We start from the raw sequence: 25,870 nt of genomic DNA, 5'->3' as shown, positions 1-25,870 counted from the left end.
TTCATCCTCCCAATTTACTTGCTGTAATTTCAATCGGACGATGGGCACTCCTCCGAATGCCCGCCGCCGCGATGGGACCGCACTTCCTTTAGAGGTCCATCGGCCAGGTGTCCGACAGCCGGTATCCGGCCGGGAACGGGTCTGCGGGATCCACCATCAACTGGTGGGTACCCACGATCCAGGCGCGCCCGGAAATGATCGGGCTGATGGCAGACTTGCCATTGAGATCGACTTCACTGTCGATGCTGCAATGGAATTCCGTGTCGATGAGCGATGTGCCGACGAACTTGTCTCCGACCTTCATCTGACCTTTCGCGTGCAGAACGGCCATGCGTGCAGAGCATCCGGTGCCGGTCGGCGAGCGGTCGATCTTGCCCGGGCGGATGGCAACGGCGTTCTTCCCCCAGAGGACACCATCCTTCATGCGAACCGGATCGGTGATCTGGCAGAAGGAAATATGGTTCCAGTCGTTGGCTGGATGGCTGAAGCCGAGCTGCTCGTTGGCGGCCTGGGTGATCTTGACGCCGAGGCGCGCGATGTCGCGAGCCTGATCCGGCTGGAGGCTAAGGCCGAGCGAAGCAGCGTCCACGAGCACGAAGCTGTCGCCGCCGTAGGCGGTATCCACCGTGATGGTGCCGATGCCTTCCACTTCGAGCTTGGCATCAAGCTTGTCGGCAAAGGACGGTACGTTGCGCACATGAATGCGCTCGGCCTTGCCGTTGCTGCATTCGGCCTTGACTTCGATCAGGCCGCCTGGGGCTTCCAGTACCATGCGGGTGATCGGCTCCTGCATGGGAATGATGCCTGTGTCGAGCAGAACGGTCGACACGCAGATCGAGTTCGATCCGGACATGGGCGGCGTATCCGCCGGCTCCATTATGATCCAGGCCATCTGCGCCTTGGGATCTTTCGGCGGAACCAGCAGGTTCACATGGCGGAAGACCCCGCCGCGCGGCTCGTTGAGAACGAAATTCCGCAGGGTTTCGTCTTCAGCGATCCAGCGTGATTGTTCCCACACGGTAGCGCCCGGAGGTGGGGCAACCCCGCCGACGATCACGTCGCCGACTTCTCCCTCGGCGTGACAGCTGACGACATGGACGACTTTCGATGTACGCATTTCTGCTTCAGTCCCTTTCGAATACGGAGAGGGAGGCGCGAATGGCTACTGCCTGAAGAGCCGACAACTAATGTTCCTCCCTTGAACGTCAAGATCGTATAAGTTATCTTGAAATTTCGGATAACGTATACGATTTATGATGGGCGTCAAGCGCTATTGAGTGGGGGAAAATGCCAATAGTTCCGTTGGTTGCGCAGGCGGCATGTGCTCTTGCGTCACAGAACGAGATCACTGTATTTAGGGGGGATTGCGATCTCCAATCCCCTGCCAATCCTACGTCTTATCCCGGGAACGACCACTGAATGCCGCTTAATATTGATCAGATCCCCAACCTGGGTAAGGCGCCGAGCACGTCCGATGTGATCCTGAAATTCATCCGAGATTCCATTGCGGACGGTTCCCTGGACGAAGGCGAGCCCATCCGTCAGGACGACGTTGCGCGCCTGTTCAATGTCAGCAAAATTCCGGTGCGCGAAGCGCTGAAGCGGCTTGAAGCTGAAGGTCTGGTCGAGTTCCATCGCAACAGGGGGGCGATCGTCACCACCGTTTCGGAACCGGAAATCGTGCAGATCTTCGAGGTGCGGGCCATTCTGGAGGCCAGCGCTCTGAAGCTCTCGATTCCTTTCATGACCGAAAAGACCTTTGAGAAGGCCCAGGCCTACTGCGACGCATTTGCGCAGGAGGCCGATGTGGCGCGCTGGTCGGAACTGAACTGGCAATTCCACAGCTGTCTTTATGAGGATGCGCAAAGGCCGTATCTCGTCAGCACCATCCGGTCCATCAACGATCGGCTTGAGCGCTACTTGCGAATTCAGCTCACCTTGTCGCGCGGTCTGGAAACGGCCGATCGCGAACATCGCCAGCTATTGGCGCTCTGCAAGGCTGGCGATGTCGAGAAGGCGGCCGATTTTCTGACCGCACATATGATGCGCGCCTGTCAGTCATTGCTGCATCATCTTCCCGGTCGGCGGCTCTGACGGCCTTGAAAGTCCCTATCGCATGGCTCGGATAGTGGCCGAGCCTGGACGGTTAGGCATATCTGCCGTCCGTGGGGCATGCCAGACAGTCATCCCTCTGGCACGCCACGCTTGATCAGCGAAATTATACGCCCGCTATTCTTCTGAGATCATCGGTCGCACCGGGCGCGGCAGCGAGCACGACGGATCCCTTGGTCAGGCGCTCGCCTTCGGTCGGGAAGGGGTGGTACCAGCCGCCGGCTTCCTTGACGAGGCAATAGCCGGCAAGGCAATCCCAGGCATGCATATAGGGTTCGTAATAGCCGACGAGCCGGCCAGCGGCGACGTAGGCGATCATCAAGGCGCCGGAGCCGTTGCGGACAAAATTGCCCTCCGCCTCCAAGATCTGCTGAACCATATTGGCAACGAAGGCCGGCGAAACGTGATTGTTGGCCCCGATGCCGGTGAGGGCATTGCGGATGTTGCGCGTCGAATCCAGTTTCAGCGCCTTGCCGTTAAGCGTAGCACCCTTGCCGAGTGCTGCCACATAGAGTTCATCGTGGCAAGGTGCCGAGATGACGCCGATCACCGGAACGCCGTCATGCAGCACGGCAATGGAGACGCACCAGTTTGGCATGCCGCTGACGAATGGGCTTGTGCCGTCGATGGGATCGACGACCCAGGTAAAGCCCGAGGAGCCTCTTTCCAAACCGTATTCCTCGCCGAGAATGCTGTCGGCAGGGTGGGCTTGGTGAATGCGGTTGCGGATCAGGTTTTCGACTTCGCGATCGGCGATCGAAACGACATCCTGGAGGTCGCGCTTGGTCTCGATGATGAGGGTTTCGCGGCGCTTGAAATAGTCGAGCGCGAGCTTTCCGGCTTCGCGACCCATGGCTTCTGCGAGCGCCAGGCGTGCGTCGAGGTCGGCAAGAATGGGGGATGTCATGCAATGTCCTTTGTGGTCGGATGGTTGACGGCGTTCAGCCGCCAATAACGGCGATGCCGCGATCCTTGAACGAGATCGTGACATCCGTATGAGGAGGGAGCGCGATATCGACGGTTGCGTCAACGACGAAAAGCGAACCGGCCCCGGTTTGCACTTCATATTCGACATGATCGCCGAGGTAGGCGGAATGCGTGATCCGGCCATGGAAAGGTGCGTGCGCCGTCCTCGGAGTCAGCATGATCGCATTCGGCCGGACGGCGAGTTGCGCCGGGCCGGGCTTGGCCGACCGACCGGCAACCCGATAATGGAGGCCTTCGACTGCGATCATGGCGCTATCGCCATCAATGTCGATGACATCGCAGGGCATGACATTGGCCTCGCCGATGAAGTCGGCGATGAAGGCCGAGGCGGGGGTGTCATAGAGTTCGCGCGGCGCACCTTGCTGGGCAATGCCACCGTCCTTCATGACGATGATACGGTCCGAAACGGCCAGTGCCTCGTCCTGGTCATGGGTTACGTAGACGGCGGTAAAGCCGAGACGCTGTTGCAGTTCGCGGATCTCGGTCCTCACGCGCCGGCGAAGGCGGGCGTCGAGGTTGGAGAGAGGCTCGTCAAGCAGCAGAACCTGAGGCTCGACGACGAGGGCGCGGGCAACGGCGACACGTTGTTGCTGGCCGCCGGACAATTCTGCGGGAAGGCGAGAACCCATTCCCGCCAAGCCGACGAGCTTCAGTGCTTCCTCAGCCTTCTCACGTGCCTCCTTGCGCTTCATGCCGGAGGATTCGAGGCCGTAGGCGACGTTGTCGAGCGAGGTCATGTGCGGGAACAGCGCGTAGCTCTGGAAAACCATCGAGACGTCGCGCTCATTGGCCGGAAGCATGGTGACGTCCTTGCCGCCGATGAGAATGCGCCCCGCCGAGGGATGCTCAAGCCCGGCGAGCATGCGAAGCGTCGTGGTTTTGCCGCAGCCGGAGGGGCCGAGCAGCGTGACGAGCGTTCCGGGCTCGATGGTGAGCGACAGGTCCGGAATTGCGTTGAAAGCGCCAAAGGTCTTTCGGACATTCTCGAAGACGACGGAGCCGGGAGCTTTCAGGTTCATGCGGTTTTCTCCTGAGCAAGGGATGCGGATGCTGGTGTAGAAGTCTGCGTTGCGACGCGGTTCACCCGCCGCAGCCGCCGCTCTCCGACCAGCAGCTGGAAGCCGGCGATGATGGTAATCATCACGACGATGAGGGCGGAGGAATAAGCGATCGCCACCCCATATTCGCCATCCTCGACGAGACCGACGATGTAGGCGGTGGACATGTTGTACTGAGCGCTGACGAGGAAGATGACGGCGCTGATCGAGGTGATGGCGCGCACGAAGGAATAGACCAGCGCGGCGTTGATGGCTGGTCGCAGCAGCGGCAAGATCACCTTGCGGATCGTTCGCAGGCTGTCGGCACGCAGCGTCAGGGACGCCTCGTCCAGGCTCTTGTCGAGCTGGCTCATGGCGGCGACACCGCCGCGCACGCCGACCGGCATGTTGCGGAAGACGAAGCAGGCGACGAGGATCAAAGCCGTGCCCGTCATCTCGAGCGGCGGTAGGTTGAAAGCCATGATGTAGCTGATGCCAATGACCGTGCCGGGAATGGCGAAGCTCATCATCAGCGCGAATTCGAACAGGCCGCGACCGACGAATTTCTGCCGCACGATCAGATAGGCCGTCAGCAGGCCGACGGCAGCCGTCAGCGGCGCCGAGATCAGCGCGATTTCCATTGTCGTCCAGAAGGAATTCCAGGCAACACCGGTCCAGGCGAGGCCGCCATCGTCCCGCAGGCCGATCGAGAAGGCCTTGACGTAGTGCTCGACGGTCAGCGTGTTGTCGAGACCCCAGGTGCGCACGAAGCCGCCGAAGATGATCATGAGGTAGACGACGATGGTGAATAGCATCCATGGAATGACGAGCGCATGAACTGCGATCGAAAGACCACGTGGCAACGCGATATGCGCCCCGGAATCACCCTTGCCGGTCACGGTCGCGAAGCTCTTGCCCTGCAGCCAGAGGCGTTGTGCGAGGAAGGCGCTCAAGGTGAAGACGAGGAGAACCATTGCGAGGACGGCGGCGCGTGAGGGATCGTTCTGTGCGCCGACAACGCTGAAGAATATCTCGGTCGACAGCACGCCATGGCTACCGCCGAGAACCATCGGATTGCCGAAATCGGCCATGCTCTCGATGAAGCCGATCAGGAATGCGTTTGCGAGGCCTGGCTTCATCAGCGGCAAGGACACGCGCCAGAAGGTGCGCCAGCGGTTGGCGCGCAGCGTCAGCGAGGCCTCCTCCATCGACGGGCTGACGCCTTCGACGACGCCGATCAGAACGAGGAAGGAAATCGGCGTGAAGGACAGCACCTGCGCGATCCAGATTCCCGTCAGCCCATAGAGCCAGCGCCCAGGTTCAGTCCCGAAAAGGGAGGAAATGGCTTCGGTGACGACACCTGCGCGGCCGAAGAGCAGAGTGAGCGCCAGCCCGACCACGAAGGGCGGCGTGATGATCGGCAGGATCGTCAGGAGGCGCAATGCCTTCTTGAAGGGGAATTGCGTGCGGGTCGCGACGAGGGCGAAACACAAGCCGAGCAGCGTCGAACCGCTGGCCGTCATGATGGCAAGCCAGAGCGTGCGCCAGGCAAGGCCGCAACGGTCGCCGCCCACCACGCAGCTGAGGCTCCAGAGCGAGGGATCCTGCATGTTGGCGATGAAGCCGTCCGGATTGAACGATCCGTCGACGGACTGGAAGGCACCGACGAACATGCTGCCAACCGGATAGAAGACGAAGATCGCGACGAGGACGATCAGCAGGGTAATGGCGCTGACGACGAAGGCATCGCCCTTCATGATCCCGCGTTCTGCAAGGCCGAAGGAAAACAGCAGCACGAAGACGATCCCGAGCGTGACGGCGCCGGCACCCATGGCCGGCTGGCCGTCCGCAAGTGCGCCGAAAAGCTGTTCGCCGATCGCCCAGGTCCAACCCGAAGAGGTGATTGCAAGCCCCTGCAGCGCGAGAAAGACAAAGCCCAATGCACCGGCCCAGGCCATGAGCGCGCCGCGTCGCATAGGATTGTCGAAGAAGCGCGCGACGCCGCCGAGCAGGAAAAGCCCGACGGCGATCGCGAGCCACCATCGGCCAAAGCTGGCAATTTCCAGGATTCCCGGCGCTGTGGAGGGATCGCTAGGAAAGCTGCTCAACCAGCCAAAGCCGAAGAAGCCACCTTCGATGCGATACCATGGGAGTAGTATCACGGCGGCCATGCCGAAGATGAGTGCAAGATCCAGCCGGCGTTTGCTATGGGTCATGGTTGGACAAGCATCCTGTTCAGCAGAGTTTATGCAAGGCGCGGGCCGGTCTCGATCGACCCCGGTCCGCGCAGATGAAGACGGGCGATCAATTGGCCTTTGCGCCGATTTCCTTGTCCCAGCGGGCAAGCAGAGCCTTGCGGACGGTGGGGTCGCCGTATTTTTTGAAGTCGTAGTCGATYAGCTTGATGTCCTCGAACTTCGGCGCTTCCTTCGGGACGGCCGCCGATTTGTTGGAGGGGAGCTGGTAGGACTTGGCATCCTTCATGTGCGATTGCGCATCGGCACTGAGAGCCCAATCATACCATTTCTTGGCATTCTCGAGGTTGCGWGCGCCCTTGACGATCGACATGGAGCCGATCTCGTAGCCGGTGCCCTCGCAAGGTGCGACCGCCTTGATGGGGAAGCCTTCGACGGTTTGTGCAACGGCGTCATGCATGAAGACGATACCGATCGTCGTTTCCCCGCGAGCAGCCGCCCTCACGGGAGCGGCGCCGGACTTGGTGTATTGCGACACGTTGGCATTCAGCTTGGAGAGATAGTCGAAGGCCTTGTCTTCGCCCATGATCTGCACGAGCGTCGCCAGCATGTTGTAAGCTGTTCCGGACGAATTCGGATTGGCGATCTGGATCTCGCCCTTATAGGACGTRTCRAGCAGATCGGCCCAGCATTTGGGTTCCTTCAGCCCTTTCTTCTTCAGGATATCGGTGTTGTAGCCCCAACCGAGCGCACCGGCATAAACGCCGACAGTGCGAAATTTGGCGCTTTCGGCCTGCTTCTTGGCCCAGTCCTGCAGCTGGTCGAAGAGTGGAGACTTGTATTCGAGGGTAAGGCCCTCGGYTGCCGCCTGCAGGTGGGGATCGCCGGTTCCYGCCCACCAGATGTCCGTCTTCGGATTGCGTGCTTCGGCACGGATCTTGGCATAGGTTTCGCCGGCAGAAAGCCGAACCATGTTGACCTTGATGTCGCTCTGCTGTTCGAAACGCGCTTTCATCAGGTCGCAGACCTCCGGGTCTGCCGAGCAGATTACGTTGAGATCGCCTGCCGCGTGTGCCGACCAGGCAATAGAAGATATCCCCGCGGCAAGGGCTGCCGCGGCCACATTGACCAATCTCATCATGTCCTCCTGGTTTTGCGACGCCTCCACACCGCGCGCTTCTTGCAAGCGTGTGCAAATGCTGCATTGGTTATCAAGGCTTGTCAATCAAGCCTGTCATAAAATATTCAAAAAAGTGATATGATCGACATATTGCACGCGATTGCAAATCATGATGAACTCCGGTGCAGCAGGGGGAGGAAACTGTGTCGCAGCGAGATTTTGTCAGCGCGGATGAGGTGGCGCGCCGGGCAGACGTTTCACGCTCGGCCGTGTCGCGGGCCTTTACGCCGGGCGCTAGCGTATCGGACGCCACCCGGCAAAAAGTTCTGCAGGCGGCGGAAGAGCTTGGATATCAGGTCAATCATCTTGCGCGTGGATTGATGCGCAATGAGAGCGGCATCGTCTGTCTGATCGTCTCTGATGTTGCGACGCCCTATCGGTCGACCTTGTTGCGCGAGTTGACGCTGCAGTTGCAGCTCGCGGGAAAGGTCGCGATGCTGATTAATACGGACCGCTCCGACGGCAGTGTCAACAGGGCGCTCGAACAGGCGATCCGATATCGGGCAGATGCGTCCGTGATCCTTTCAGGATTGCCCGACAAGTCGATCACGGAGCTGTGCCTGGGAAGCGGCCAGCGTCTCGTCCTCATCAATCGTGACGAGGATCAATCGGGCGCGTTCCACATCAACCTCGATGATCGTGAAGCTGCCGGGCGGGTCGTAACGGCATTCGTCCGGGCGGGCTGCTCGAGGCTGGCGTTTGCAAATTCCGAGGCCGGAACGCCGAGCCTCATGGCGCGCGAAGCGGGTTTCATCGCCGCGGCGAGAGAGCATGGGCTGGATGTGATCGTGGAGCGGCACGGCTCGACCGGATACGAGACCGGCCGGATTGTCGCTCAGCGTCTGCTGACCAGGAAGGAGCGGCCCGATGCCGTCATTTGCGCCACCGATCTTCTTGCTTGCGGGGTTATGGATGCGGCGCGTCATCAATTCTCCATCTCCATTCCGCAGCAGCTTTGCATTGTCGGCTTCGATGATATCGAGCAAGCATCCTGGTCGTCTTACCGGCTGACGACGTTTGCGCAGCCGATCGGCGCGATCGCGCGCGAGGCCGTGGCCTGGCTCTCGCGGAGCGGGGTCGCAGATGGGCGATCGTTGACGTTGCAAGCGGACCTGATTTGGCGCGATTCCGTCAGGGGCGGTTAGCGCTCCGCTCTTTATGACAAAGATATGGATCAGCTATCATGTTGCTATCAAAAGGAAATATCCTTATCAAAACGTTTATATGACAATGCCTCTTGCAAAGAGTATCAAGTGAGTAAAACATAGTCGGCTAATAAGTTTGGCGTGTTCTGACTGGGTTGCCCGATCACGATCGGGCAACGAGTGCTGAGGGAGGAGTACATGACGGCTACCGGAGAACCCCTGATGGTGGAGGTCATCATCCATCGCCCTTGCGAGACACGCTCCGCTGCACAGACAGTCGCGATTGCAAATAGATGACGAAGAAGACTTATCTCAGACATCTGGCGAGTGAGGCAGACAAGCTCTTCAATGGCCAGACCATCGAGCAATTTGCCGCTATCTGCTATAGGCGGCAGTCCGACAGTCAGGATGTCGAAGTGCTGTTGATCACGTCGCGCGAAAGCGGCCGATGGGTCATTCCGAAGGGCTGGCCGATGGACAAGAAGCTGCCACACCAGGTTGCCGAACGCGAGGCATGGGAGGAGGCCGGAGTCAAAGGGAAGGCCAGCAAGAAGAGCTTCGGTTACTACACCTATCTGAAATCGCTCGATACCGGCACAACTGTGCCGTCTGTCGTGCAAGTTCACCTTTTGGAAGTTGGTTCCGTCAGCGCACAGTTCCCGGAGAGCGGCCAAAGGCGGCTAAAATGGTTCGCTCCCAACGAGGCGGCTGCACAGGTGCGGGAGCCTGAATTGAAGGGACTTCTGCGCATGGTCGAGGGCGCGCTCGCGAGGAATACAAAGACAAAGGGAACTGCCACGAAATAAGGGGTCGCCAGACAGGCAGGTGGCGACGGTCGCTACGGCCTACGTCGCCGCAATCGTCACCGTGCGCCCGTCATCGTCGAGCTGCGGAAAGATGCGCTCACCCCCTCCGAGCTAGCCGTGCCGCCAATGCGGACCTCACATCTTCCTCTGCCTGATCGAGCAAAATAATCAAGGCCTTGCTTGTAGCGTCCGGATCTCGCGTCGCAATGCTCTCCACCACATCGCGATGCAGCGGCAGGGAATGGTGCTGGCCCTGCGGATTGTCGTCGGTGAGACGGAAGCTGATAACTAGTGCCGTTTCGATCAAGGCGGCAAGGGAGCCGATGAGTTCGTTACCGGACATGCGCAGGATGGCTTGATGGAAGGCGAGATCCGGTATGGCAAAACGTTCGCCGTCGTCACCGGCCTTTTCCATTTCAACGAGCAAAACCCTCAGTTCGGAGACCTGCTGTTCAGTCGCACGCTGCGCCGCCAAGGCGCCTGCGGTCGGTTCGATCGCTCGACGCAACTCGAACAGGGAGCGTGCCTCTTCGATCGTGGTTCTCGACCCATAACGCCACACCAACACATCAGGATCGAGGAAGTTCCAATCCTTTCGAGGCCGTACGCGGGTTCCGGTTCTCGGCCGTGATTCTACCATGCCCTTGCCGGCGAGAACCTTGATCGCCTCACGAAGGACGGTGCGGCTGACGCCATAAGAGGCGCTCCAATCATCCGCGTTCGGTAATTGGTCGCCCGGTAGAAACTCGCCGCGCACGATGCTTTGACCAATCTCGTTGAGGACTCTCCCGTGGAGACTGATGCCCGCAGATCCTTCGGCGCGGGGAATGCCCATCAATGTTTTCAAAAGCACATCCCCATTCTTCATACTATTCATATTATTGTCACTTCGCTCTTCTATTTATCCTATTATTGAACATGCGTTTTACGGGCACGTCAATGCGCGAGAAACCTGTGCGTCAGCTATATTTTCGTTGGGAATCCAAGATGAGCAATGCTTTAGAAGTAATTATACATAAAACAAAGTAAATATGAGTGGAACTCAAAATAATAATTGCCGAATTTTGCGTATATAAAGGTTTGCATCTAAAGAAATGGCAAATGGACAGCTAGATAGAACTTGCACCTATTAGCAGGGCAAGACGGAAAAATTCGCCATAGCGCGCCATCAACACACGTTTTAAGGCGACTGGATTTCGCCTCCCGGCCCGACATTCGACGGGCCGTCTCCCACTATCGCTGTATGTCGTGCCGCCGATCTTTCCTGCATCGGAGGCATTCGTGCGGCTATTCAAAATTCATGAAAAGGAAGCCCAGAAATGCCTCTGAAGATCGAGGAATGCATCCGCAAGGCGAAGCGCCGGACGGCACGCCCGCGGAAAGCCGTCGCCACGTCGCTCATTCTGTCGTCGAGCCTTGCGTGCTTGGTGTCAGCTCCGGCCCATGCTACCGAGCCCTGGATCATGGTCGAAAAGCGAAGCTTTACCGACAATCCAATCCCTTATCGCGGCCAAGGGGTAACAACGGACGGGACGAATTGGTATTTTTCCGGCACGAACGCGCTCGATAAAACCAATGCAAATTTCGAGACCAGCCTGAAGACGTCCTCGGCCATTGCCGCAGCGCTGGCAAACCCGTCTGCCGTGGCTCCCAAGGGCCTCAACCATATCGGCGACATCGATTACGCCAATGGCCTGCTCTACATTTCCCTGGACTCCAGCCGACGCGATCCGGTCACAGGCGCCAAATATAATACGCCGGTCTTTGCGATCTACAATGCGAGCGACCTCAGCTTCACGGGGCAGGCCTTTGCGCTGAACCCGCCGCATGGCAAGCAGGATATTGCCAGCTGGGTGGCTGTCGACGCTAAAAACGGCGTCGGCTACGGTATGGCTTACGACAATGCCAAGGAGATCGCGGTCTACAATCTCTCAGACTGGACCTTCAAGAAATATATCCCTCTGTCGCAGACAATCGATCAGGCCCAGGGCGGGAAGATCCTCGATGGCTGGATGTATTTCTCCACCGATAACGACTCGAAGACCATCTATCGCGCCAATCTCGCTACCGGTCAGGTGGAAGTATTGGGGAACCTCAAGATCGAGGGCGAGCAGGAAGTCGAGGGTCTGTCGTTCGGCCAGACCAAGGACGGATGGTCGCTCTACATCTTGAACAGAGAAGCAATCGGCACAACGGGTACCGACGGAATCGGTTTCTATCGCTACCTGCGCCCTTACGGAAACGCTCTGTCCGGCGAAATTCACGCCAGCGTCAAAGGCACGTTCATAACCGATAGCGCCTACCTTCGTGATGCCGTCGGCAACCGCATCCGCTCTGCTTTCGACAACGTCGGTGCCTCATCGTCTATGGTGACGACCTATGACGAAAAGGGCATGCATCAGGCCGCCGGCAGCACCGAAGGCATCGCCATCTGGAGTGAAGCCTTCGGCTCGAAAAGCAAGGCCGACGGCGAGGGATATGCCGCGGGCATAGATCATTCGACGGGAGGATTTCTCGTTGGTGCCGATGCGGCTGCCGGAACATGGCGATTCGGTTTGGTCGGCGGATACAGCAACACCAGCTTCGACGTCGACGCCCGCTCCTCGTCCGGCTCCGGCGACAACTATCACTTCGGCCTCTATGGCGGATCGCAGTGGGATGCGATCGGTTTCAGAACCGGCGTTTTCTATTCGGCGCACAGCCTGAACACAAAGCGTCATGTCGTTTTCCCCGCGTTCAACGAGACACTTTCCGCCGACTACGATGCCCGCACGACCCAAGCCTTTGCGGAACTCGGCTACAAGGTCAATCTCAGCGATGTTGCCTTCGAGCCCTTCGCCAACCTCGCTTATGTTCATCTGAAGAGCGACGGCTTTTCGGAAACGGGGGGAACGATTGCCGCACTGTCGAGCGACGGAAATGCGACCAATGCTACCTTCACGACGCTCGGCCTGCGCGCATCCACTGATATTCCCCTGGCTGACACCAAGGTGAAGGCGCGCGGAATGGTTGGCTGGAAGCATGCTTACGGTGACGTGACGCCAAACTCCGAATTTGCTTTCAAATCGGGGGCCAGCTTCGGCATTGACGGCGCGCCGATCGCCCGAGATTCATTGGCCCTGGAAGCGGGGCTCGATTTTGCTCTTTCGCAGAACGCGGCTATCAGCGCTTCCTATACCGGTCAGGTCGCGCGCAATAGCACCGACCATACCTTCAAGCTCAATGTCGGTATGAAGTTCTAGCGGAGTAGCAGCCTTCGGCTGAGCTGCTTTCGGGAAGCTCACGAGGAGACGGTCGCTCGATGGCGGCCGTCTTTTTGCCGATGTCTCTATAGCCCCCGCGCGAACGAACTCTTCCTGCTCTCCCCGAGTGGTCTCGAGCGGGCGTCTGGAACCGAGCCATTGCAATCGACGGCGTTTTGCTCTGAAATGGCATTGGGAGGAGGGCCCAATGACCAGTATCCATCAGACGCTCTATCGTGAACGCCTGCGGTCCGCAAAGGAGGCCGTCGCTTTAATCCCGTCAGGTGCGAAGGTCGCAATGCCGATCGCCGCCGGACAGCCGCCCGCCATTCTTGTGGCACTGGCCGAACAGGCCCGGGCGGGAGCCATAGACAAGGTGCGGCTGCACTACCTGCTATGCACCGGCGTCGCGGGGACAAGCGTATTCGATTTCGACCTGCGCGATACCATCATTCCAGTAAGCTACTTCCACGGCGGGGTGGAGCGCGCGCTGGACAAGAGGCGACTGGCTGAGGCACTGCCGGCCGTCGACCTGGTCCCCTGCCACTTCAGCCAGGTTCCGCGTTCGCTGGTCGAGCATGTCGGGGTCGATACCCTGATTGCAACCGTTTCGCCCATGGATGCTGAAGGCAATTTCAGCCTTGGCGCCAGCACCGACTACGCGTTGACGGTGTCTCGGAAACCGGGAATCCGGATTATCCTCGAAGTCAATGCCAAGATGCCTTATGTGCGCGGCGACTGCATGATCCCCTTATCGAGCGTGACAGCGGTTGTGGAGAACGATGTCGGCCTGCCAATTCTGCCGGTGGCGCCGCGCAACGAAGTGGACGATGCCATCGGTGCGATCGTTGCTGGTCTCGTGGAGGACGGCGATTGCCTGCAGATGGGTATCGGCGCCTTGCCGGATGCGGTTTGCTCGCGGCTTTCGCACCATCGCCATGTCGGCATCCACACGGAAATGATGACCACCGGCCTTGCCAATCTGGTTAAGGCGGGTGTGGTCGACAACAGCCGCAAGCAGACCCATGTCGGACGTTCGATCTTCACGTTCGCACTGGGGGATCAGGCTCTCTATGATTTTCTGGACAATAATCCGGATATTGAAGCGCACCCCGTCGACTATGTGAACAATCCCTTCGTGATTTCTCGCAATGACCGGGCTGTGTCGGTCAACGCCACCATGCAGATAGACCTCAACGGCGCCTGCAACTCGGAATTCGTCAACGGAAGACAGTTCAGTGCATCCGGTGGCCAGGTGGACTTCGTGCGCGGCGCCTATGCCTCGCGTGGGGGGCGATCGATCATCGCCTGTCATTCGACGGCGGCGAAGGGGACATTGTCCCGCATCGTTCCGGTTCTGTCGGGACCGGTGACGACATCGCGCAACGACACGCACATCGTTGTCACTGAATATGGATGGGCCAATCTCAAAGGAAAGTCCGTGGCCGAGCGTGCAAAGGCGCTGATCTCGCTGGCACATCCGGATTTCCGGGAGGAGCTCGACAGGGCAGCCCATGGGGCGGGGCTCTACGCCGCGAGCTGACGACCTGAATGAAGGTCCTGCCGGGCGCATTCGCCAGAGAGAGGAAAGCCCGGCAGATCTTGAAAGACCGCTCCCGCAACTGACAGGATATTGACGGATCATTCCGTTCCCGAGAGGGCGCCCTGTCAGCACGTTCAATTTAAGCGGGGCACGATTGCAGGGAAAATCATTTCTTTAATGCACTAATTTTATAGATAATATCAAAATAACAAATATGCAGTTGCGCTGGCCCTTCGCCTCAAATTGACGATGAGCAGGTGCCCTTGTCTGGAGCTTTTATGGACACTGTTCTCTATCTTGCCTCTCTTGCGACCCGGCCTGCTGCGGCAACGGGCCGGCGCCTCTGGTCGACCGTTCAACATTTGCTGGCGGGCCTGATGGTGTTCGTCTCGTTCCTCCTGCTCGTGCATGCCATCTGTGGAGCTTGAGCCTAACGGAGCGTTGCTTTCGGACCGATCCGTTCGACAAGAGGAGAGTTGAATGACGAGAATATACAACAGTTTCTCGGAGCTCATTGGCAATACGCCGCTTCTGGAGCTGCATAATTACCGTAGGAAACGCCGCCTCGGCGCTCGCATCCTTGCCAAGGTTGAATATTTCAATCCTGCCGGCAGCGTAAAGGACCGGATTGCCTGGGGAATCATCAAGGAAGCCGAGGATGCGGGCAAGATCCGTCCCGGCGATCTGCTTGTCGATGTCACAAGCGGCAATACGGGAATTGGATTGGCCGCCGTCGCCGCGTCGCGCGGCTACCGGACGAAATTCTACCTCAGTGACAATATTAGCGAGGACAAGGTGAAGCTGCTCCGTCTGTTTGGCGCAGAGCTTGTCATCGTGAAGAATGAGTTCTTCCTGGATCCGGAGGCGCTGGACAAGATCACCGCTCGCGTGCGGGATGAGAATCCAACCGCATTCTTCACGGATCAGCTTGCCAATCCTGTCAATCCGCGCACTCATTTCGAGACGACCGGTCCCGAAATCTGGCGCGATACGGAAGGGACCGTGGACATATTTGTTGGTGGCGTCGGCACCGGCGGTACGATCTCGGGTGCCGGTAAGTTTCTGCGATCGAAGAAACCGGATATAAAAATCATTATCGCAGAACCTGCGCTGGAATCGTTGCCGACGGAGGAAAATCCATATCCGGATGAGATCGACGGCGTTCATAAAGTGAGCGAAGTACCGGCCGAACAGCTGCCACGCAATTTCGACACGACAATTGCTGATGAGGTCATCTCGCTCAATACTGCCGACGCCCGGGCAACGGCGCGGGCTCTTGCTGCGGAAGAAGGGATATTTGCCGGAACATCGTCGGGAGCGGTGCTCTGGGTTGCGACGCAGCTCGCCGCGAGACCGGAAAATGCCGGCAAGGTCATCGTTGCCGTCTTGCCCGATACCGGCGAGCGGTATCTGTCAACTGCGGCGACGGGGGAGATTTCGTGAGCGAGATAAACGATCGGCTGAACGCAAATGGCCCCAATACGCAGCTCGTCCGGGCGGGGTATGATCCTTTCGATTATCATGGCTTCATCAATCCGCCCACCGTACATGCTTCGACCGTTCTATTTCCAGACGCGCAGACGATGGCGCGGCACGGTCAAAAATATACCTATGCGACGCGCGGAACGCCGACCACCGACGCACTCTGCAATGCTATCAACGAGTTGGAGGGAGCGGCCGGCACCATCCTCGTGCCCTCCGGACTTGCTGCGGTCACCATCGCGTTCCTCGCCTATCTCTCGCCTGGCGACCATGCGCTCGTCGTCGATTCCGTTTACGGCAACGTCCGGCATTTCTGCGATACGATGCTTGCGCGGTTCGGAATTGAGGTCGAGTACTACGATCCGGCCATCGGTGCTGATATCGAGACTTTGTTCCGCGGCAACACCAGGCTCGTGCATACGGAAGCGCCTGGCTCGAACACGTTCGAGATACAGGATATTCCGGCGATTGCGGAAGTGGCTCACCGGCACGATGCAGTGGTGACAATGGACAATACCTGGGCGACGCCGCTCTATTTCAAACCTCTGGATTTCGGTGTCGATGTCTCCGTTCAGGCTTCAACGAAGTATCCGGCGGGTCATGCGGATGTGTTGATGGGAACCATCTCCGCCAATGCCAAACATTGGCGGCAATTGAAACACGCCAATGGGGCACTCGGCCTTTGCGGAACGCCTGACGACGCCTATCAGGTTCTTCGCGGCCTCCGTACGATGGGCATCCGTCTGGAGCGGCACCAGGCAAATGCCTTGGCCGTGGCTAGATGGTTGGAACAACGACGCGATGTCGTGCGCGTCCTCTTTCCGGCACTGGAGAGCTTTCCTGGCCATGAAATCTGGAAGCGTGATTTCAAGGGGGCTGGCGGCGTCCTCTCATTCGTGCTTGCCACCGACGGCCAGGAGGATTTCACCCTGAGAGCGCAGAAGTTTCTCGACGGTCTCTCCCTTTTTGGTCTCGGCTACTCCTGGGGTGGATATCAGAGCCTCGCACTGGTGGTGGATCTTGGCGATCGTCGCGTTCTGCGACCTCCGCAGGAGGGGCCATTGGTGCGGCTGCAGATCGGGCTTGAAGATGTCGGCGATCTCATTGCCGATCTTGACCGCGCTTTTGCCGCAAGCGCGGCGGCTTGAGCGGAAGGCTCGACTGCAAGGAGGCGGCTAATGCTGGCCCTCTGCCTGCCACCCGGCATCTCATCATGAGAGGGCGGACCTGATGGCCGTACCGCGCGTTCGGAGGCGGGAAATCACCCATATAAGTACCCGCGAAGCCCTTGCCTTCGCTCCGGAGTCTTCGATCTGGTCCGGGCAGAGTAAATCGGTTATCCTTTAGCTTGATCGCTGCAACGCGTGCTCAACCGGAACGGAGGCTTGCCGATGACGTTTGACTGCTCCGGTTTGCGCGAGAATGGTCGAGACGGACAGGGCCAGTTTCCTGCAGACCTGAGGCCGGAAGATATCCAGCCGGCCGACGATTTTGCTCCGCAAAGTGCTTCATCGCCGCAGCACTTGTCCGCGCGACCTTACCGCTCTACATCCCCTGCGATAGAGACTATCCCCTCCATGCAAGGGACGTTCTGCTGGCAGCAAGGCATTCGCAGAGGTTTCCCCATGATGCGTCGGAGCTAGCACTATCGAAGTGTCTGTCGATCCATCCCTGAAAAGTTGAGTCCGTCGTCATGATAAAACGCATGATCATCATGCTGATCATCATAGGCCTGATCCTTGGCGGGATCTTCGGCTTCCAGGCATTCAAGAACCGCATGATCGCGGCCTATCTGGCCAATCTCAAGTCGCCGCCCCAGACCATCTCGACAATTACCGCAGCGATGAGCCCATGGCAGACGACGTTGCAATCCATAGGCAGCTTCAATGCCGTCGAAGGCGCCAATCTTTCGGCACAGGTCCAGGGTATCGTCCAGAAGATCGGCTTCGAGGATGGTCAGGACGTCAAGAAGGGCGATCTCATCGTGCAGCTGCTCGCCGACCAGCAGATTGCGACGCTGGAGCAATACAAGGCGACGATGGCGAATACTCAGATTGCCTATGACCGCGATTCCAAGCTGATCAAGGCAAATACCATTGCGCAAAGCCAGGTCGATAGCGATCTGGCGAACTGGAAGGCGGCACAGGCGCAGGTCGCGTCGCAACAGGCATTGGTCGATCAGTATTCGATCCGCGCTCCCTTCGACGGCCACCTCGGTATCAGGCTGGTCAGCCTCGGCCAATATCTGTCGGCCGGCACCGCCGTCGTGACCCTGCAGTCGCTCGATCCAATCCAGTTCGATTTCTCGATGCCGCAGCAGGCTCTGTTGCAACTGAAGGTCGACCAAGCGGTGACGGCAACGGTTGATGCCTATGGGAATCAGACGTTCGACGGCAAGGTCACGGCGATCAGTCCGCTGGTCGACACCCAAAGCCGCAACATCACCATCCGGGCGACCTTCCCAAATCCTGACCGCAAGTTGCTGCCCGGCATGTTTGGCAATGTTGTCGTGGTGGTCGGCGAGCCGAAGGACTATATTTCCCTTCCGCAGACAGCCGTCACCATCAATCCCTATGGTAACGTCGTATATGTGGTGACCGACAAGGGCAGCGGGCCGGATGGAAAGCCGCAACTCGTCGCCAATCAGAAGTTCGTCAGCACCGGTCAGGCGAGGGGCGATCAGATCTCGGTGACCAAGGGGTTGAACGCGGGCGAGGTGGTGGTGACCTCCGGCCAGCTGAAACTCAACAATGGTTCGCCTGTCATCATCAACAATGCGGTGCAGCCGTCAAACGATCCCAGCGCGGCACCGGCAAACCCCAATTGAGGTGTGGAGATGAATATCACCGATATTTTCATCCGCCGCCCCGTTCTTGCCCTTGTGGTGAGCGCGCTGATTATCGTGATCGGCTATCAGTCGTTTCGCACGCTGACCGTGCGTCAATATCCGCAGACGCAGAATGCAGTTGTCACAGTGACGACGACTTATCCCGGCGCAGCGCCTGACGTCATCGCAGGCTTCATCACGACTCCGCTGGAAAATGCCATCGCGCAGGCCAACGGTATCGACTACATGACGTCGTCAAGCACCAGCGGTACGTCGATCATCACGGTCAATCTGCGGCTCAACTACAGCGCCGACGCGGCGATGACGGAAATCAACGCGAAGGTATCCTCGGTTCTCAATCAACTGCCGACCGGCACGCAGCAGCCAATCATGTCGGTTTCGATCGGCCAGTCGATCGATGCCATGTATATCGGCTTCCGCAGCGACGTTCTGGCCAGCAATCAGATCACCGACTATCTGACGCGCGTCGTTCAGCCCAAATTGCAGGCAGTCAACGGGGTTCAGACGGCGGAAATCCTCGGAGCACGAACCTTCGCGCTGAGAGCGTGGTTGGAACCCAACAAGCTCGCCGCCTACGGCTTGACGGCTGGTAATGTTTCGACCGCGCTCGCAAGCAACAACTATATCTCCGGCATAGGCACCACGCGCAGCCAGATGACGCAAACCGTGCTGACGGCCCAGACCGACCTGCATTCGGCTGATGAGTTCAGGGAGATGGTCGTCAAGCAGATCGGCAGCACGATCGTCCGCCTTAAGGATGTTGCGACCGTCACACTCGGCTCACAGAACCCCGACGTCCAGATCGGCTTCGATGGGCAGGACGGCGTGTTCATGGGTATCCAGATTGCGCCGACAGCCAATCTTCTCGACGTGATCGCGGGCGTACGTGCGGTATTTCCGGGCATTCAGGCACAGCTGCCGCAGGGGCTCGAGGGTTATATCGTCTATGACTCCAGCACCTTCGTAACGACATCGATCGATGAAGTCGTGAAGAGCCTTGTCGAGGCGCTGGTTATCGTCATCTTCGTGGTGTTCGCCTTTCTCGGCTCGCCGCGTTCGGTGGCCATTCCCATCGTCGCAATTCCGCTCTCGCTGGTGGGCACCTTCGCGATGATGCTGCTCCTTGGCTTCTCGATCAATCTTCTGACATTGCTTGCCCTGGTGCTGGCGATCGGTCTTGTGGTCGACGACGCCATCATCGTGGTGGAGAATGTCAACCGGCATATCGAAGAGGGCTCTGCGCCGATGAGGGCGGCGCTGGATGCCGCACACGAACTGGTCGGGCCTATCCTGGCCATGACCGTGGTGCTGATCGCCGTCTACGTGCCGATAGGCTTCCAGGGTGGCCTGACCGGCGCGCTGTTTACGGAATTCGCCTTCACGCTGGTTGGTGCCGTGACCGTTTCCATGATTATCGCGTTGACGCTGACGCCGATGATGTGTTCGCGCATCCTCAAGCCGCATCTGACCGATCGCAGCGGTTGGGAGGAGCGTGTCTCGGACTTCATCGACCGTCGCTTCTCGGAGATCCATCGACCCTACGTGCGCATGCTGCACGGCAGCCTGAACACGGTGCCCGTGGCGTTGGTCTTTGCCGTTATCGTGCTCGGCAGCATCTATTTCCTCTATACCAGCGCCAAGAATGAGCTGGCGCCCAACGAGGACCAAGGCTTCCTGGCCGCGCAGGTGACGAATCCCCCCAATGCAACGCTTCAGCAAAAGCTCCTGAATTCCGATCAGGTCACAAAGATCTTTCACAGTTTCCCGGAAACGGACAAGACGCTGCAGGTCGAGGTGCCGGGGACCTCTTTCGAGGGCATGGTGCTGAAGCCGTGGGATCAACGTACGAGAACGGCGGATCAGTTGCAGCCGCTCGTGCAGGCCGACCTGGCGAAGATTGCCGGCGGACAGTCCGTGGTGTTCCAGATACCACCGCTGCCTGGCGCCAGCGGCTTGCCGGTGCAGTTCGCCATCGGTAGCACCGGCGGTTTCGATCAGCTGAACGAAGTTTCCAGTTCCTTCCTGCAGGAAGCGCAGAAATCCGGCCAGTTTATCTTCCTGATGAAGGATCTCTACGTCGATAATCCGCAGTATTCGATCCAGATCGATCGCAGCAAGGCTTCCGCGCTGGGCCTGTCCATGAACAATGTCGGCTCGGCGCTGGCCTCCATGTTGGGCGGCGGCTATGTCAACTATTTCAGTATCGACAACCGTTCGTATCAGGTCATTCCGCAGGTGGAGCAACGCTCACGCCAGACCATCGACCAGATCCTGAATTATCCGATCGCCAATGTGAACGGCTCGAAAATCCCGCTTTCGGCGATCGCGACGGCGAAGCTCCAGGCAACCCCGCGCTCGGTTGCGCACTTTCAGCAATTGAACTCGGCTACGATCGCCGGTGTGCCAGCACCGGGCGTCGCCGTCGGCAATGCCCTGGAGACTCTCAAGTCGATTGCGGCACGCACCTTGCCGCAGGGGTACTCCGTCGACTATGGCGGTCAGTCGCGTCAGTACGTGCAGGAATCGAGCGGGATGGCGACCACGTTTGCGCTCGCGCTGATCATCGTGTTCCTTGCGCTGTCGGCACAATTCAACAGCTTCCGCGATCCGCTGATCATCCTCGTGTCCGTGCCGATGTCGATCGCGGGTGCGCTCGCCTTCATCAGTCTCGGCATCGGCGGCGCGACGATGAACATCTATACGCAGGTCGGCCTGGTAACGCTGATGGGGCTGATCAGCAAGCACGGCATTCTGATCGTCGAAGTGGCGAACACCTTGCAGGCAGAGGGCAAAACCAAACGCGAGGCAATCGAAGGGGCCTGCGGCATCCGCTTGCGCCCGATCTTGATGACGACGGGTGCCATGGTTTTGGGCGTGGTGCCGCTGATCCTGGCAACCGGTGCCGGTGCCGCCGCCCGCTTCAATATGGGCCTGGTGATTGCCGCCGGCCTTGCCATCGGGACGCTGTTTACGCTCTTCGTCGTGCCCGCCGTCTACATGCTGCTGGCTGCAGATCACCACAGGCGGAAGGCGCTGGAAGTGGAACCCGCGCCGGCACGCTGACACGGAACCCGTTGGAACTTTCGCCTCAATGACAGAGGGATGTTGGAGAGACAGGCATGGACTCAACATGTGGGTCTTGTCGACAACGGTGGCCGTAGCTTATGTCCTGTCAAGAGGAACCAAGGGCGGATGCGCCGCGCATATACTGCCGGCAGTGGGGGAAATGACTTCATGACACAGAACCATCTCGGCAAGTCGATCGCGCAGCTGTCGGTGCTGATCCAGTCCGGCAATCTCGATCCGGTAGAGCTGGTCGAAGAGAGCCTGGATGCGATCCGCTCGCACAGGGATCAGGCAATTTTCACGAGGCTGCTCGATGATCGCGCGAAAGACGAGGCTGCGGCTTCATCAAAAAGGTTGCGGGAGGGACGTTCGCGAGGGCTGCTCGAAGGCATTCCCGTCGCCTGGAAAGACCTTTTCGACATCGCCGGCCTGCCAACGACGGCAGGATCGGTCGTGCTCGCCGACGCCACGCCCGCACAAGCGGATGCGGATGTCGTCAAAGCGCTGAAGGCCGCTGGCATGATTGCCATCGGTCGGGTCAATATGAGCGAGTTTGCCTTTTCCGGCCTCGGCCTCAACCCGCACTATGGCACGCCGCTCAATCCGAGAGCCTCGGATGAGCCCAGGATACCGGGAGGTTCTTCCTCCGGATCTGCCGTTGCGGTCGCGTCCGGGCTGGTGCCTGTATCGATCGGCACGGACACTGGCGGTTCGGTGCGCATTCCGTCGGCCTTCAATGGACTTGTCGGCTACAAGGCAAGCCGTGGCCGCTACAGCATGGCCGGCGTCTTTCCCCTGGCGACCAGCCTCGATTCGCTTGGACCTCTTACCCGCACCGTTCAGGATGCGATTTGGGTCGATGCGGCGATGCGCGGCGGTACAACGTCCGACGTCGCACGGGTCACCGCCTCTGGGTTCTCGCTTGTCGTGCCGACCACGATCGTCATGGATGATGCCGAGGAAGGGGTGATCCGGGCTTTCGAGGCGGCGCTTGTCCGATTGAGCGCTGCGGGCGTCAAGGTGCGGCGCGCAGCTTTTCCGGCTTTCGACTCCCTCTTCCAGGTGATGGCCGAGCATGGACCACTCGTGACGGCTGAGGCTTTTGCGTTGCATCATCGCCGGTTGGCCGGTCCTGAAGCACAAGCCATGGATCGAAGGGTTGTCGCCCGTACGCGTCTCGGCGAGAAGATTACGCTAGTCAGCTACCTCGAAATCCTGAAGGTGCGCGAGCAGCTGATCAAAGAGGTTCAGAGCATGCTAGGGCCAAACGAGCTCATCGCCCATCCCTCGGTAGCTCACGTTGCGCCGACGCTTGCGCCTTTGGAAGCGGATGACGATTTGTTCGTCAAGATCAATTTCAAGACGTTGCGCAACACTTTAATTGGCAATTTCCTCGATTGGTGCGGTGTTTCCCTGCCCTGCGGCAACGGCGGCGCCGGCATGCCGGTCGGGTTCCTGCTGTCGGCCCCAAAGGGGCAGGATGAGCGGTTGTTAACGGCTGCGCTGGCTCTTGAGGAGATTGTTGCCGCGTAGCGGTGCCGTCTCTCGGCGGCTCCAATCGGTGCGCGGTTCTGAATGGAACCAAATCCCGGCGCCATTGTTCAACTGCTGGGGGCTGTGTCATCGATTGGAGGAGGCTACCGTGCCCACACCGGCGATTGAACTCATGGTTTTGAACCTCAGCTGGCTCGACATCGTGCTGCGCCTCCTGCTGGTAACCGCCGCCGGGGCACTGATCGGTATCAATCGGGAGAGAGGCGGTCATGCCGCGGGATTTCGCACCACCATTCTGGTTGGACTTGCCGCCTGTCTGATGATGATCCAGGCCAACCTGTTGCTTCCTACCTTGGGCAAGTCGTCCCAGTCCTTCGCCGTGATGGATACATTGCGTTTTCCGCTCGGTGTGTTGACCGGGGTCGGCTTCATCGGAGGCGGCGCCATTCTCCGGCGCGGCGATCTGGTCACCGGCGTCACCACCGCAGCGACCTTATGGATTATGACGGCGATTGGCCTGTGCATTGGCGGCGGCCAGCTTGTCGTCGGCTGCGCCGGTGCGATCATTACCTTTGTCGTGCTTTCACCCTTCAAAGGGTTCGACCGGCGGATAGCGCGCCGCCACAAGGCACGCGTGGTCATCGAGGTTCCTCACGATTCCGGCATTGTCGTTCCTGCGATAGAGGCGCCGCGCGATTGGGCAGGTTGCTTTTTCGTATTTGTCGGAAAGGCGGCCGGATCGGCGCCTGCCGTCGACCACATCTCCTACGATGTGCGATGGCGGCATGCGGGTCATGATAGCGGTGGGGCGCGGCTGCTCGCCTTTCTTCAAGAGCGATACACAGTCGTCGCCTTCGAAGTGGAGACGAACGGGACCTGACAAGGAGAATTCTTGGCCGGCAGGGGCTGGCGAAAAACTGATCTATGCGATCCTATCGTCGATACGACGGACGATTCTTCCAGAGAACCGCAAGGAAACAGTATGGCCAACGTAGCCTGGCGTGCAGATCCGCTTACCTGGGGGCACGGTCCTCGCACTTTTGAAATTTTCCTGGAGCCGACTTGCCCCTTCTCGATCAGGGCGTTCAACAAGCTCGACACTCTTCTCGATCGGGTTGGTGACGACAAGATTACCATTAAGATCCGGCTGCAGTCGCAGCCTTGGCATATGTATTCGGGCGTCTTGGTGCGATGCGTTCTGGCCGCATCGACGCTCGCCGGTGGCAAGGAAACCGCGAAGACGCTGATGGCTGCCATCGCGGCACATCGCGACGAGTTCGAGTTTGCCCATCATGCAGGCGGTCCCAATATGGATGTAACGCCCAATCAATTGATCGAGCGTCTGGAACGCTACAGCGGCGTTGAACTCAAGGGTGCTTTTGCGATTCCCGATCTCGATCGCGAGATCAAGTGGCACTGCAAATATGCGCGGCAGAACGGTATTCACGTTTCGCCGACTTTCATGCTCGACGGTCTAGTTCAGGCCGACATGAGCAGCGGCGACGAGGTCGAAGTATGGGCCAAGAAACTGGCCGCCGTCTGACACCACTGCTCGTTTCCGTCTATAAATATCCGCGCTGGTCCAAGTGGCTTTGCGGCTTGATGAGGCTCACTCGGCGGGCTGACGAACATCCACCTGGCGGGCGGCCGACAGCAAGCGCCGTTGCGCACGGATTGCGCTCCATTGCTGGTCGATCAGCACGCCGATCAGGATGACGCCGCCCATGACGGCGAAGTTGAGTGAGGAGGGGATGCCGAGAAGGTTGACGAGGTTCTGCAACTCCTGCAGCAGGATCGTGCCGAGGAGGACGCCGATCAGAGACCCTTCGCCGCCACGCAGCGAAAAGCCGCCAAGCACGGCTGCGGCAATGGCGTAGAGTTCATAGAATTGCCCATGGCTCGCTGGCGAAATGGAGCGCGTGTACATCGCGAAATAGATCGCGGAAAGCGCGGTCAGTACGCCGCATATGACGTAGGAAATCATCATCATCTTCGAGGTGCGGATGCCGGAATACTTGGCGGCTTCCTCGTTCTTACCGATGGCATAGAGATACCGACCATAAACGGAGCGATGCAGGACGATCCACATGATGGCTGCGATGATCACAAGCGCTATGAATGTGTTCGGTACGCCGTATAGGCGGCCTGCAGTCAGGAATTCCAGGGAAGGGAAGTTCTGACCGAAGGCAAAGCCTGCCGTGCCATCCGCAGTATAGAACCGCGCCGCTCCGCGATAGATCAGCAAGCCGCAAAGGGTGACGACGAAGGGCTGAAGATTGAGCCGGGTGATCAGCCAGCCGTGGATTGCGCCAAGGGCACCACCGAGAACGAGGATCAGGGGCAAGGCGACAGCCCAAGGCATGTTCTGGACGGCGATGAAATCGATAAACAGCACGCCGAGCAAGGCGACCAGAGAGCCGACCGACAATTCGATGCCGCCGGTGATGATGACGAAGGCTTGCCCGATCGACAATATCCCGAAGAGGCCGATCAGATTGGATGTATTGGCCAGATTGATTGGCAGAAGGAAGCGCGGGTTGATGATCGTCACGACAATGCCGACGACGATGATCAGCAGAAGCAGGCCTAGGTCTTTCTTACTCATCGATTTCAATTCCTGTTGGCGGCAGCCGTTGGAGCAGTTCCGGGGAAAAGGGCGCGGCGGCCTTCGGTTCGGAACTGGGTAGAAACAATAAGACAGAACGGTGCGGAACTTCCGTGAAAAAGCCCAAC

The 25,870-nt window shown here is 59.0% G+C and carries 20 protein-coding genes; 13 read left to right on the top strand and 7 right to left on the bottom strand.

Annotation, left to right across the window (positions count from 1 at the left end; all coding sequences use genetic code 11):
• Window positions 1-88 precede the first annotated feature (88 nt).
• Complete coding sequence (locus tag QD461_RS29670) at window positions 89-1,117, bottom strand: trans-3-hydroxy-L-proline dehydratase (protein ID WP_184710892.1); 1,029 nt, start codon at window positions 1,115-1,117, stop codon at window positions 89-91.
• 302 nt (window positions 1,118-1,419) lie between these two features.
• On the opposite strand from QD461_RS29670, the gene QD461_RS29665 reads away from it, so the two are divergent.
• Window positions 1,420-2,094: a GntR family transcriptional regulator gene (locus tag QD461_RS29665; protein WP_184710890.1), complete on the top strand. Its 675-nt coding sequence runs from the start codon at window positions 1,420-1,422 to the stop codon at window positions 2,092-2,094.
• Window positions 2,095-2,218: 124 nt separating this feature from the next.
• On the opposite strand, the gene QD461_RS29660 is transcribed toward QD461_RS29665, so the two are convergent.
• The 4 genes from QD461_RS29660 to QD461_RS29645 form a co-directional block, all read right to left on the bottom strand.
• A complete protein-coding gene (locus tag QD461_RS29660; protein ID WP_414090794.1) occupies window positions 2,219-3,019 on the bottom strand; it encodes an inositol monophosphatase family protein in 801 nt (266 codons plus the stop codon).
• A gap of 34 nt (window positions 3,020-3,053) precedes the next feature.
• Complete coding sequence (locus tag QD461_RS29655; RefSeq protein WP_414090793.1) at window positions 3,054-4,118, bottom strand: ABC transporter ATP-binding protein; 1,065 nt, start codon at window positions 4,116-4,118, stop codon at window positions 3,054-3,056.
• Complete coding sequence (locus tag QD461_RS29650) at window positions 4,115-6,352, bottom strand: ABC transporter permease (protein ID WP_414090792.1); 2,238 nt, start codon at window positions 6,350-6,352, stop codon at window positions 4,115-4,117. Before QD461_RS29650 ends, QD461_RS29655 begins: the two co-directional genes overlap by 4 nt.
• An 88-nt stretch (window positions 6,353-6,440) precedes the next feature.
• Window positions 6,441-7,469 carry an ABC transporter substrate-binding protein gene (locus QD461_RS29645; protein WP_414090807.1) on the bottom strand — a complete coding sequence of 343 codons (1,029 nt, stop codon included), beginning with the start codon at window positions 7,467-7,469 and terminating at the stop codon, window positions 6,441-6,443.
• A 185-nt stretch (window positions 7,470-7,654) separates the two neighbouring features.
• On the opposite strand from QD461_RS29645, the gene QD461_RS29640 reads away from it, so the two are divergent.
• Entirely contained in the window at window positions 7,655-8,656 is a 1,002-nt protein-coding gene (locus QD461_RS29640) for a LacI family DNA-binding transcriptional regulator (RefSeq protein ID WP_414090791.1), read from the top strand.
• A gap of 293 nt (window positions 8,657-8,949) precedes the next feature.
• Complete coding sequence (locus QD461_RS29635) at window positions 8,950-9,462, top strand: NUDIX hydrolase (protein WP_414090790.1); 513 nt, start codon at window positions 8,950-8,952, stop codon at window positions 9,460-9,462.
• Between the two features lie 97 nt (window positions 9,463-9,559).
• Here the strand turns inward: QD461_RS29635 and QD461_RS29630 are convergent, their stop codons facing one another.
• Window positions 9,560-10,339 (bottom strand): FadR/GntR family transcriptional regulator, encoded by a 780-nt coding sequence (locus tag QD461_RS29630; protein ID WP_414090789.1) that lies wholly within the window; start codon window positions 10,337-10,339, stop codon window positions 9,560-9,562.
• 442 nt (window positions 10,340-10,781) lie between these two features.
• Between QD461_RS29630 and QD461_RS29625 the strand changes: the two genes are divergently transcribed.
• The 10 genes from QD461_RS29625 to QD461_RS29580 all read left to right on the top strand — a co-directional run bounded on the left by QD461_RS29625 (window position 10,782) and on the right by QD461_RS29580 (window position 24,680).
• Entirely contained in the window at window positions 10,782-12,704 is a 1,923-nt protein-coding gene (locus tag QD461_RS29625) for an autotransporter domain-containing protein (RefSeq protein WP_414090788.1), read from the top strand.
• 208 nt (window positions 12,705-12,912) lie between these two features.
• The gene (locus QD461_RS29620) at window positions 12,913-14,247 is read left to right on the top strand and encodes an acetyl-CoA hydrolase/transferase family protein (protein ID WP_414090787.1); all 1,335 of its coding nucleotides are present in this window, start codon (window positions 12,913-12,915) and stop codon (window positions 14,245-14,247) included.
• 278 nt (window positions 14,248-14,525) lie between these two features.
• Entirely contained in the window at window positions 14,526-14,675 is a 150-nt protein-coding gene (locus QD461_RS29615) for a hypothetical protein (RefSeq protein WP_414090786.1), read from the top strand.
• A 52-nt stretch (window positions 14,676-14,727) separates the two neighbouring features.
• Window positions 14,728-15,690: a PLP-dependent cysteine synthase family protein gene (locus QD461_RS29610; protein ID WP_414090785.1), complete on the top strand. Its 963-nt coding sequence runs from the start codon at window positions 14,728-14,730 to the stop codon at window positions 15,688-15,690.
• Window positions 15,687-16,877 (top strand): cystathionine beta-lyase, encoded by a 1,191-nt coding sequence (locus QD461_RS29605; protein ID WP_414090784.1) that lies wholly within the window; start codon window positions 15,687-15,689, stop codon window positions 16,875-16,877. The genes QD461_RS29610 and QD461_RS29605 overlap by 4 nt, the downstream gene beginning before the upstream one ends.
• 545 nt (window positions 16,878-17,422) lie before the next feature.
• Window positions 17,423-18,556: an efflux RND transporter periplasmic adaptor subunit gene (locus QD461_RS29600; RefSeq protein WP_414090783.1), complete on the top strand. Its 1,134-nt coding sequence runs from the start codon at window positions 17,423-17,425 to the stop codon at window positions 18,554-18,556.
• Window positions 18,557-18,565: 9 nt separating this feature from the next.
• On the top strand, window positions 18,566-21,640 hold the full coding sequence (locus tag QD461_RS29595; protein ID WP_414090782.1) for an efflux RND transporter permease subunit: 3,075 nt from the start codon (window positions 18,566-18,568) through the stop codon (window positions 21,638-21,640).
• Window positions 21,641-21,811: 171 nt separating this feature from the next.
• Window positions 21,812-23,176, top strand: a complete 1,365-nt coding sequence (locus QD461_RS29590; RefSeq protein ID WP_414090781.1) for an amidase — start codon at window positions 21,812-21,814, stop codon at window positions 23,174-23,176.
• Window positions 23,177-23,285: 109 nt separating this feature from the next.
• The gene (locus tag QD461_RS29585; RefSeq protein WP_414090780.1) at window positions 23,286-24,017 is read left to right on the top strand and encodes an MgtC/SapB family protein; all 732 of its coding nucleotides are present in this window, start codon (window positions 23,286-23,288) and stop codon (window positions 24,015-24,017) included.
• 102 nt (window positions 24,018-24,119) lie between these two features.
• Window positions 24,120-24,680 (top strand): DsbA family protein, encoded by a 561-nt coding sequence (locus QD461_RS29580; RefSeq protein WP_414090779.1) that lies wholly within the window; start codon window positions 24,120-24,122, stop codon window positions 24,678-24,680.
• Between the two features lie 66 nt (window positions 24,681-24,746).
• Here the strand turns inward: QD461_RS29580 and QD461_RS29575 are convergent, their stop codons facing one another.
• Window positions 24,747-25,742, bottom strand: coding sequence for an ABC transporter permease (locus QD461_RS29575; protein ID WP_414090778.1), 996 nt, complete (start codon window positions 25,740-25,742; stop codon window positions 24,747-24,749).
• Window positions 25,743-25,870: the final 128 nt, after the last annotated feature.

The organism is Rhizobium sp. BR 314 (assembly GCF_047445805.1).
GTDB classification, from domain to species: domain Bacteria; phylum Pseudomonadota; class Alphaproteobacteria; order Rhizobiales; family Rhizobiaceae; genus Rhizobium; species Rhizobium lusitanum_B.
This window is presented reverse-complemented; position numbering and strand designations above follow the sequence as displayed.

Coding starts and splice junctions, on each gene's coding strand:
- QD461_RS29670 (WP_184710892.1), bottom strand. CDS start 1,117: ATGCGTACATCGAAAGTCGTCCATGTCGTCAGCTGTCACGCCGAGGGA.
- QD461_RS29665 (WP_184710890.1), top strand. CDS start 1,420: ATGCCGCTTAATATTGATCAGATCCCCAACCTGGGTAAGGCGCCGAGC.
- QD461_RS29660 (WP_414090794.1), bottom strand. CDS start 3,019: ATGACATCCCCCATTCTTGCCGACCTCGACGCACGCCTGGCGCTCGCA.
- QD461_RS29655 (WP_414090793.1), bottom strand. CDS start 4,118: ATGAACCTGAAAGCTCCCGGCTCCGTCGTCTTCGAGAATGTCCGAAAG.
- QD461_RS29650 (WP_414090792.1), bottom strand. CDS start 6,352: ATGACCCATAGCAAACGCCGGCTGGATCTTGCACTCATCTTCGGCATG.
- QD461_RS29635 (WP_414090790.1), top strand. CDS start 8,950: ATGACGAAGAAGACTTATCTCAGACATCTGGCGAGTGAGGCAGACAAG.
- QD461_RS29630 (WP_414090789.1), bottom strand. CDS start 10,339: ATGAATAGTATGAAGAATGGGGATGTGCTTTTGAAAACATTGATGGGC.
- QD461_RS29625 (WP_414090788.1), top strand. CDS start 10,782: ATGCCTCTGAAGATCGAGGAATGCATCCGCAAGGCGAAGCGCCGGACG.
- QD461_RS29620 (WP_414090787.1), top strand. CDS start 12,913: ATGACCAGTATCCATCAGACGCTCTATCGTGAACGCCTGCGGTCCGCA.
- QD461_RS29615 (WP_414090786.1), top strand. CDS start 14,526: ATGGACACTGTTCTCTATCTTGCCTCTCTTGCGACCCGGCCTGCTGCG.
- QD461_RS29610 (WP_414090785.1), top strand. CDS start 14,728: ATGACGAGAATATACAACAGTTTCTCGGAGCTCATTGGCAATACGCCG.
- QD461_RS29600 (WP_414090783.1), top strand. CDS start 17,423: ATGATAAAACGCATGATCATCATGCTGATCATCATAGGCCTGATCCTT.
- QD461_RS29595 (WP_414090782.1), top strand. CDS start 18,566: ATGAATATCACCGATATTTTCATCCGCCGCCCCGTTCTTGCCCTTGTG.
- QD461_RS29590 (WP_414090781.1), top strand. CDS start 21,812: ATGACACAGAACCATCTCGGCAAGTCGATCGCGCAGCTGTCGGTGCTG.
- QD461_RS29580 (WP_414090779.1), top strand. CDS start 24,120: ATGGCCAACGTAGCCTGGCGTGCAGATCCGCTTACCTGGGGGCACGGT.
- QD461_RS29575 (WP_414090778.1), bottom strand. CDS start 25,742: ATGAGTAAGAAAGACCTAGGCCTGCTTCTGCTGATCATCGTCGTCGGC.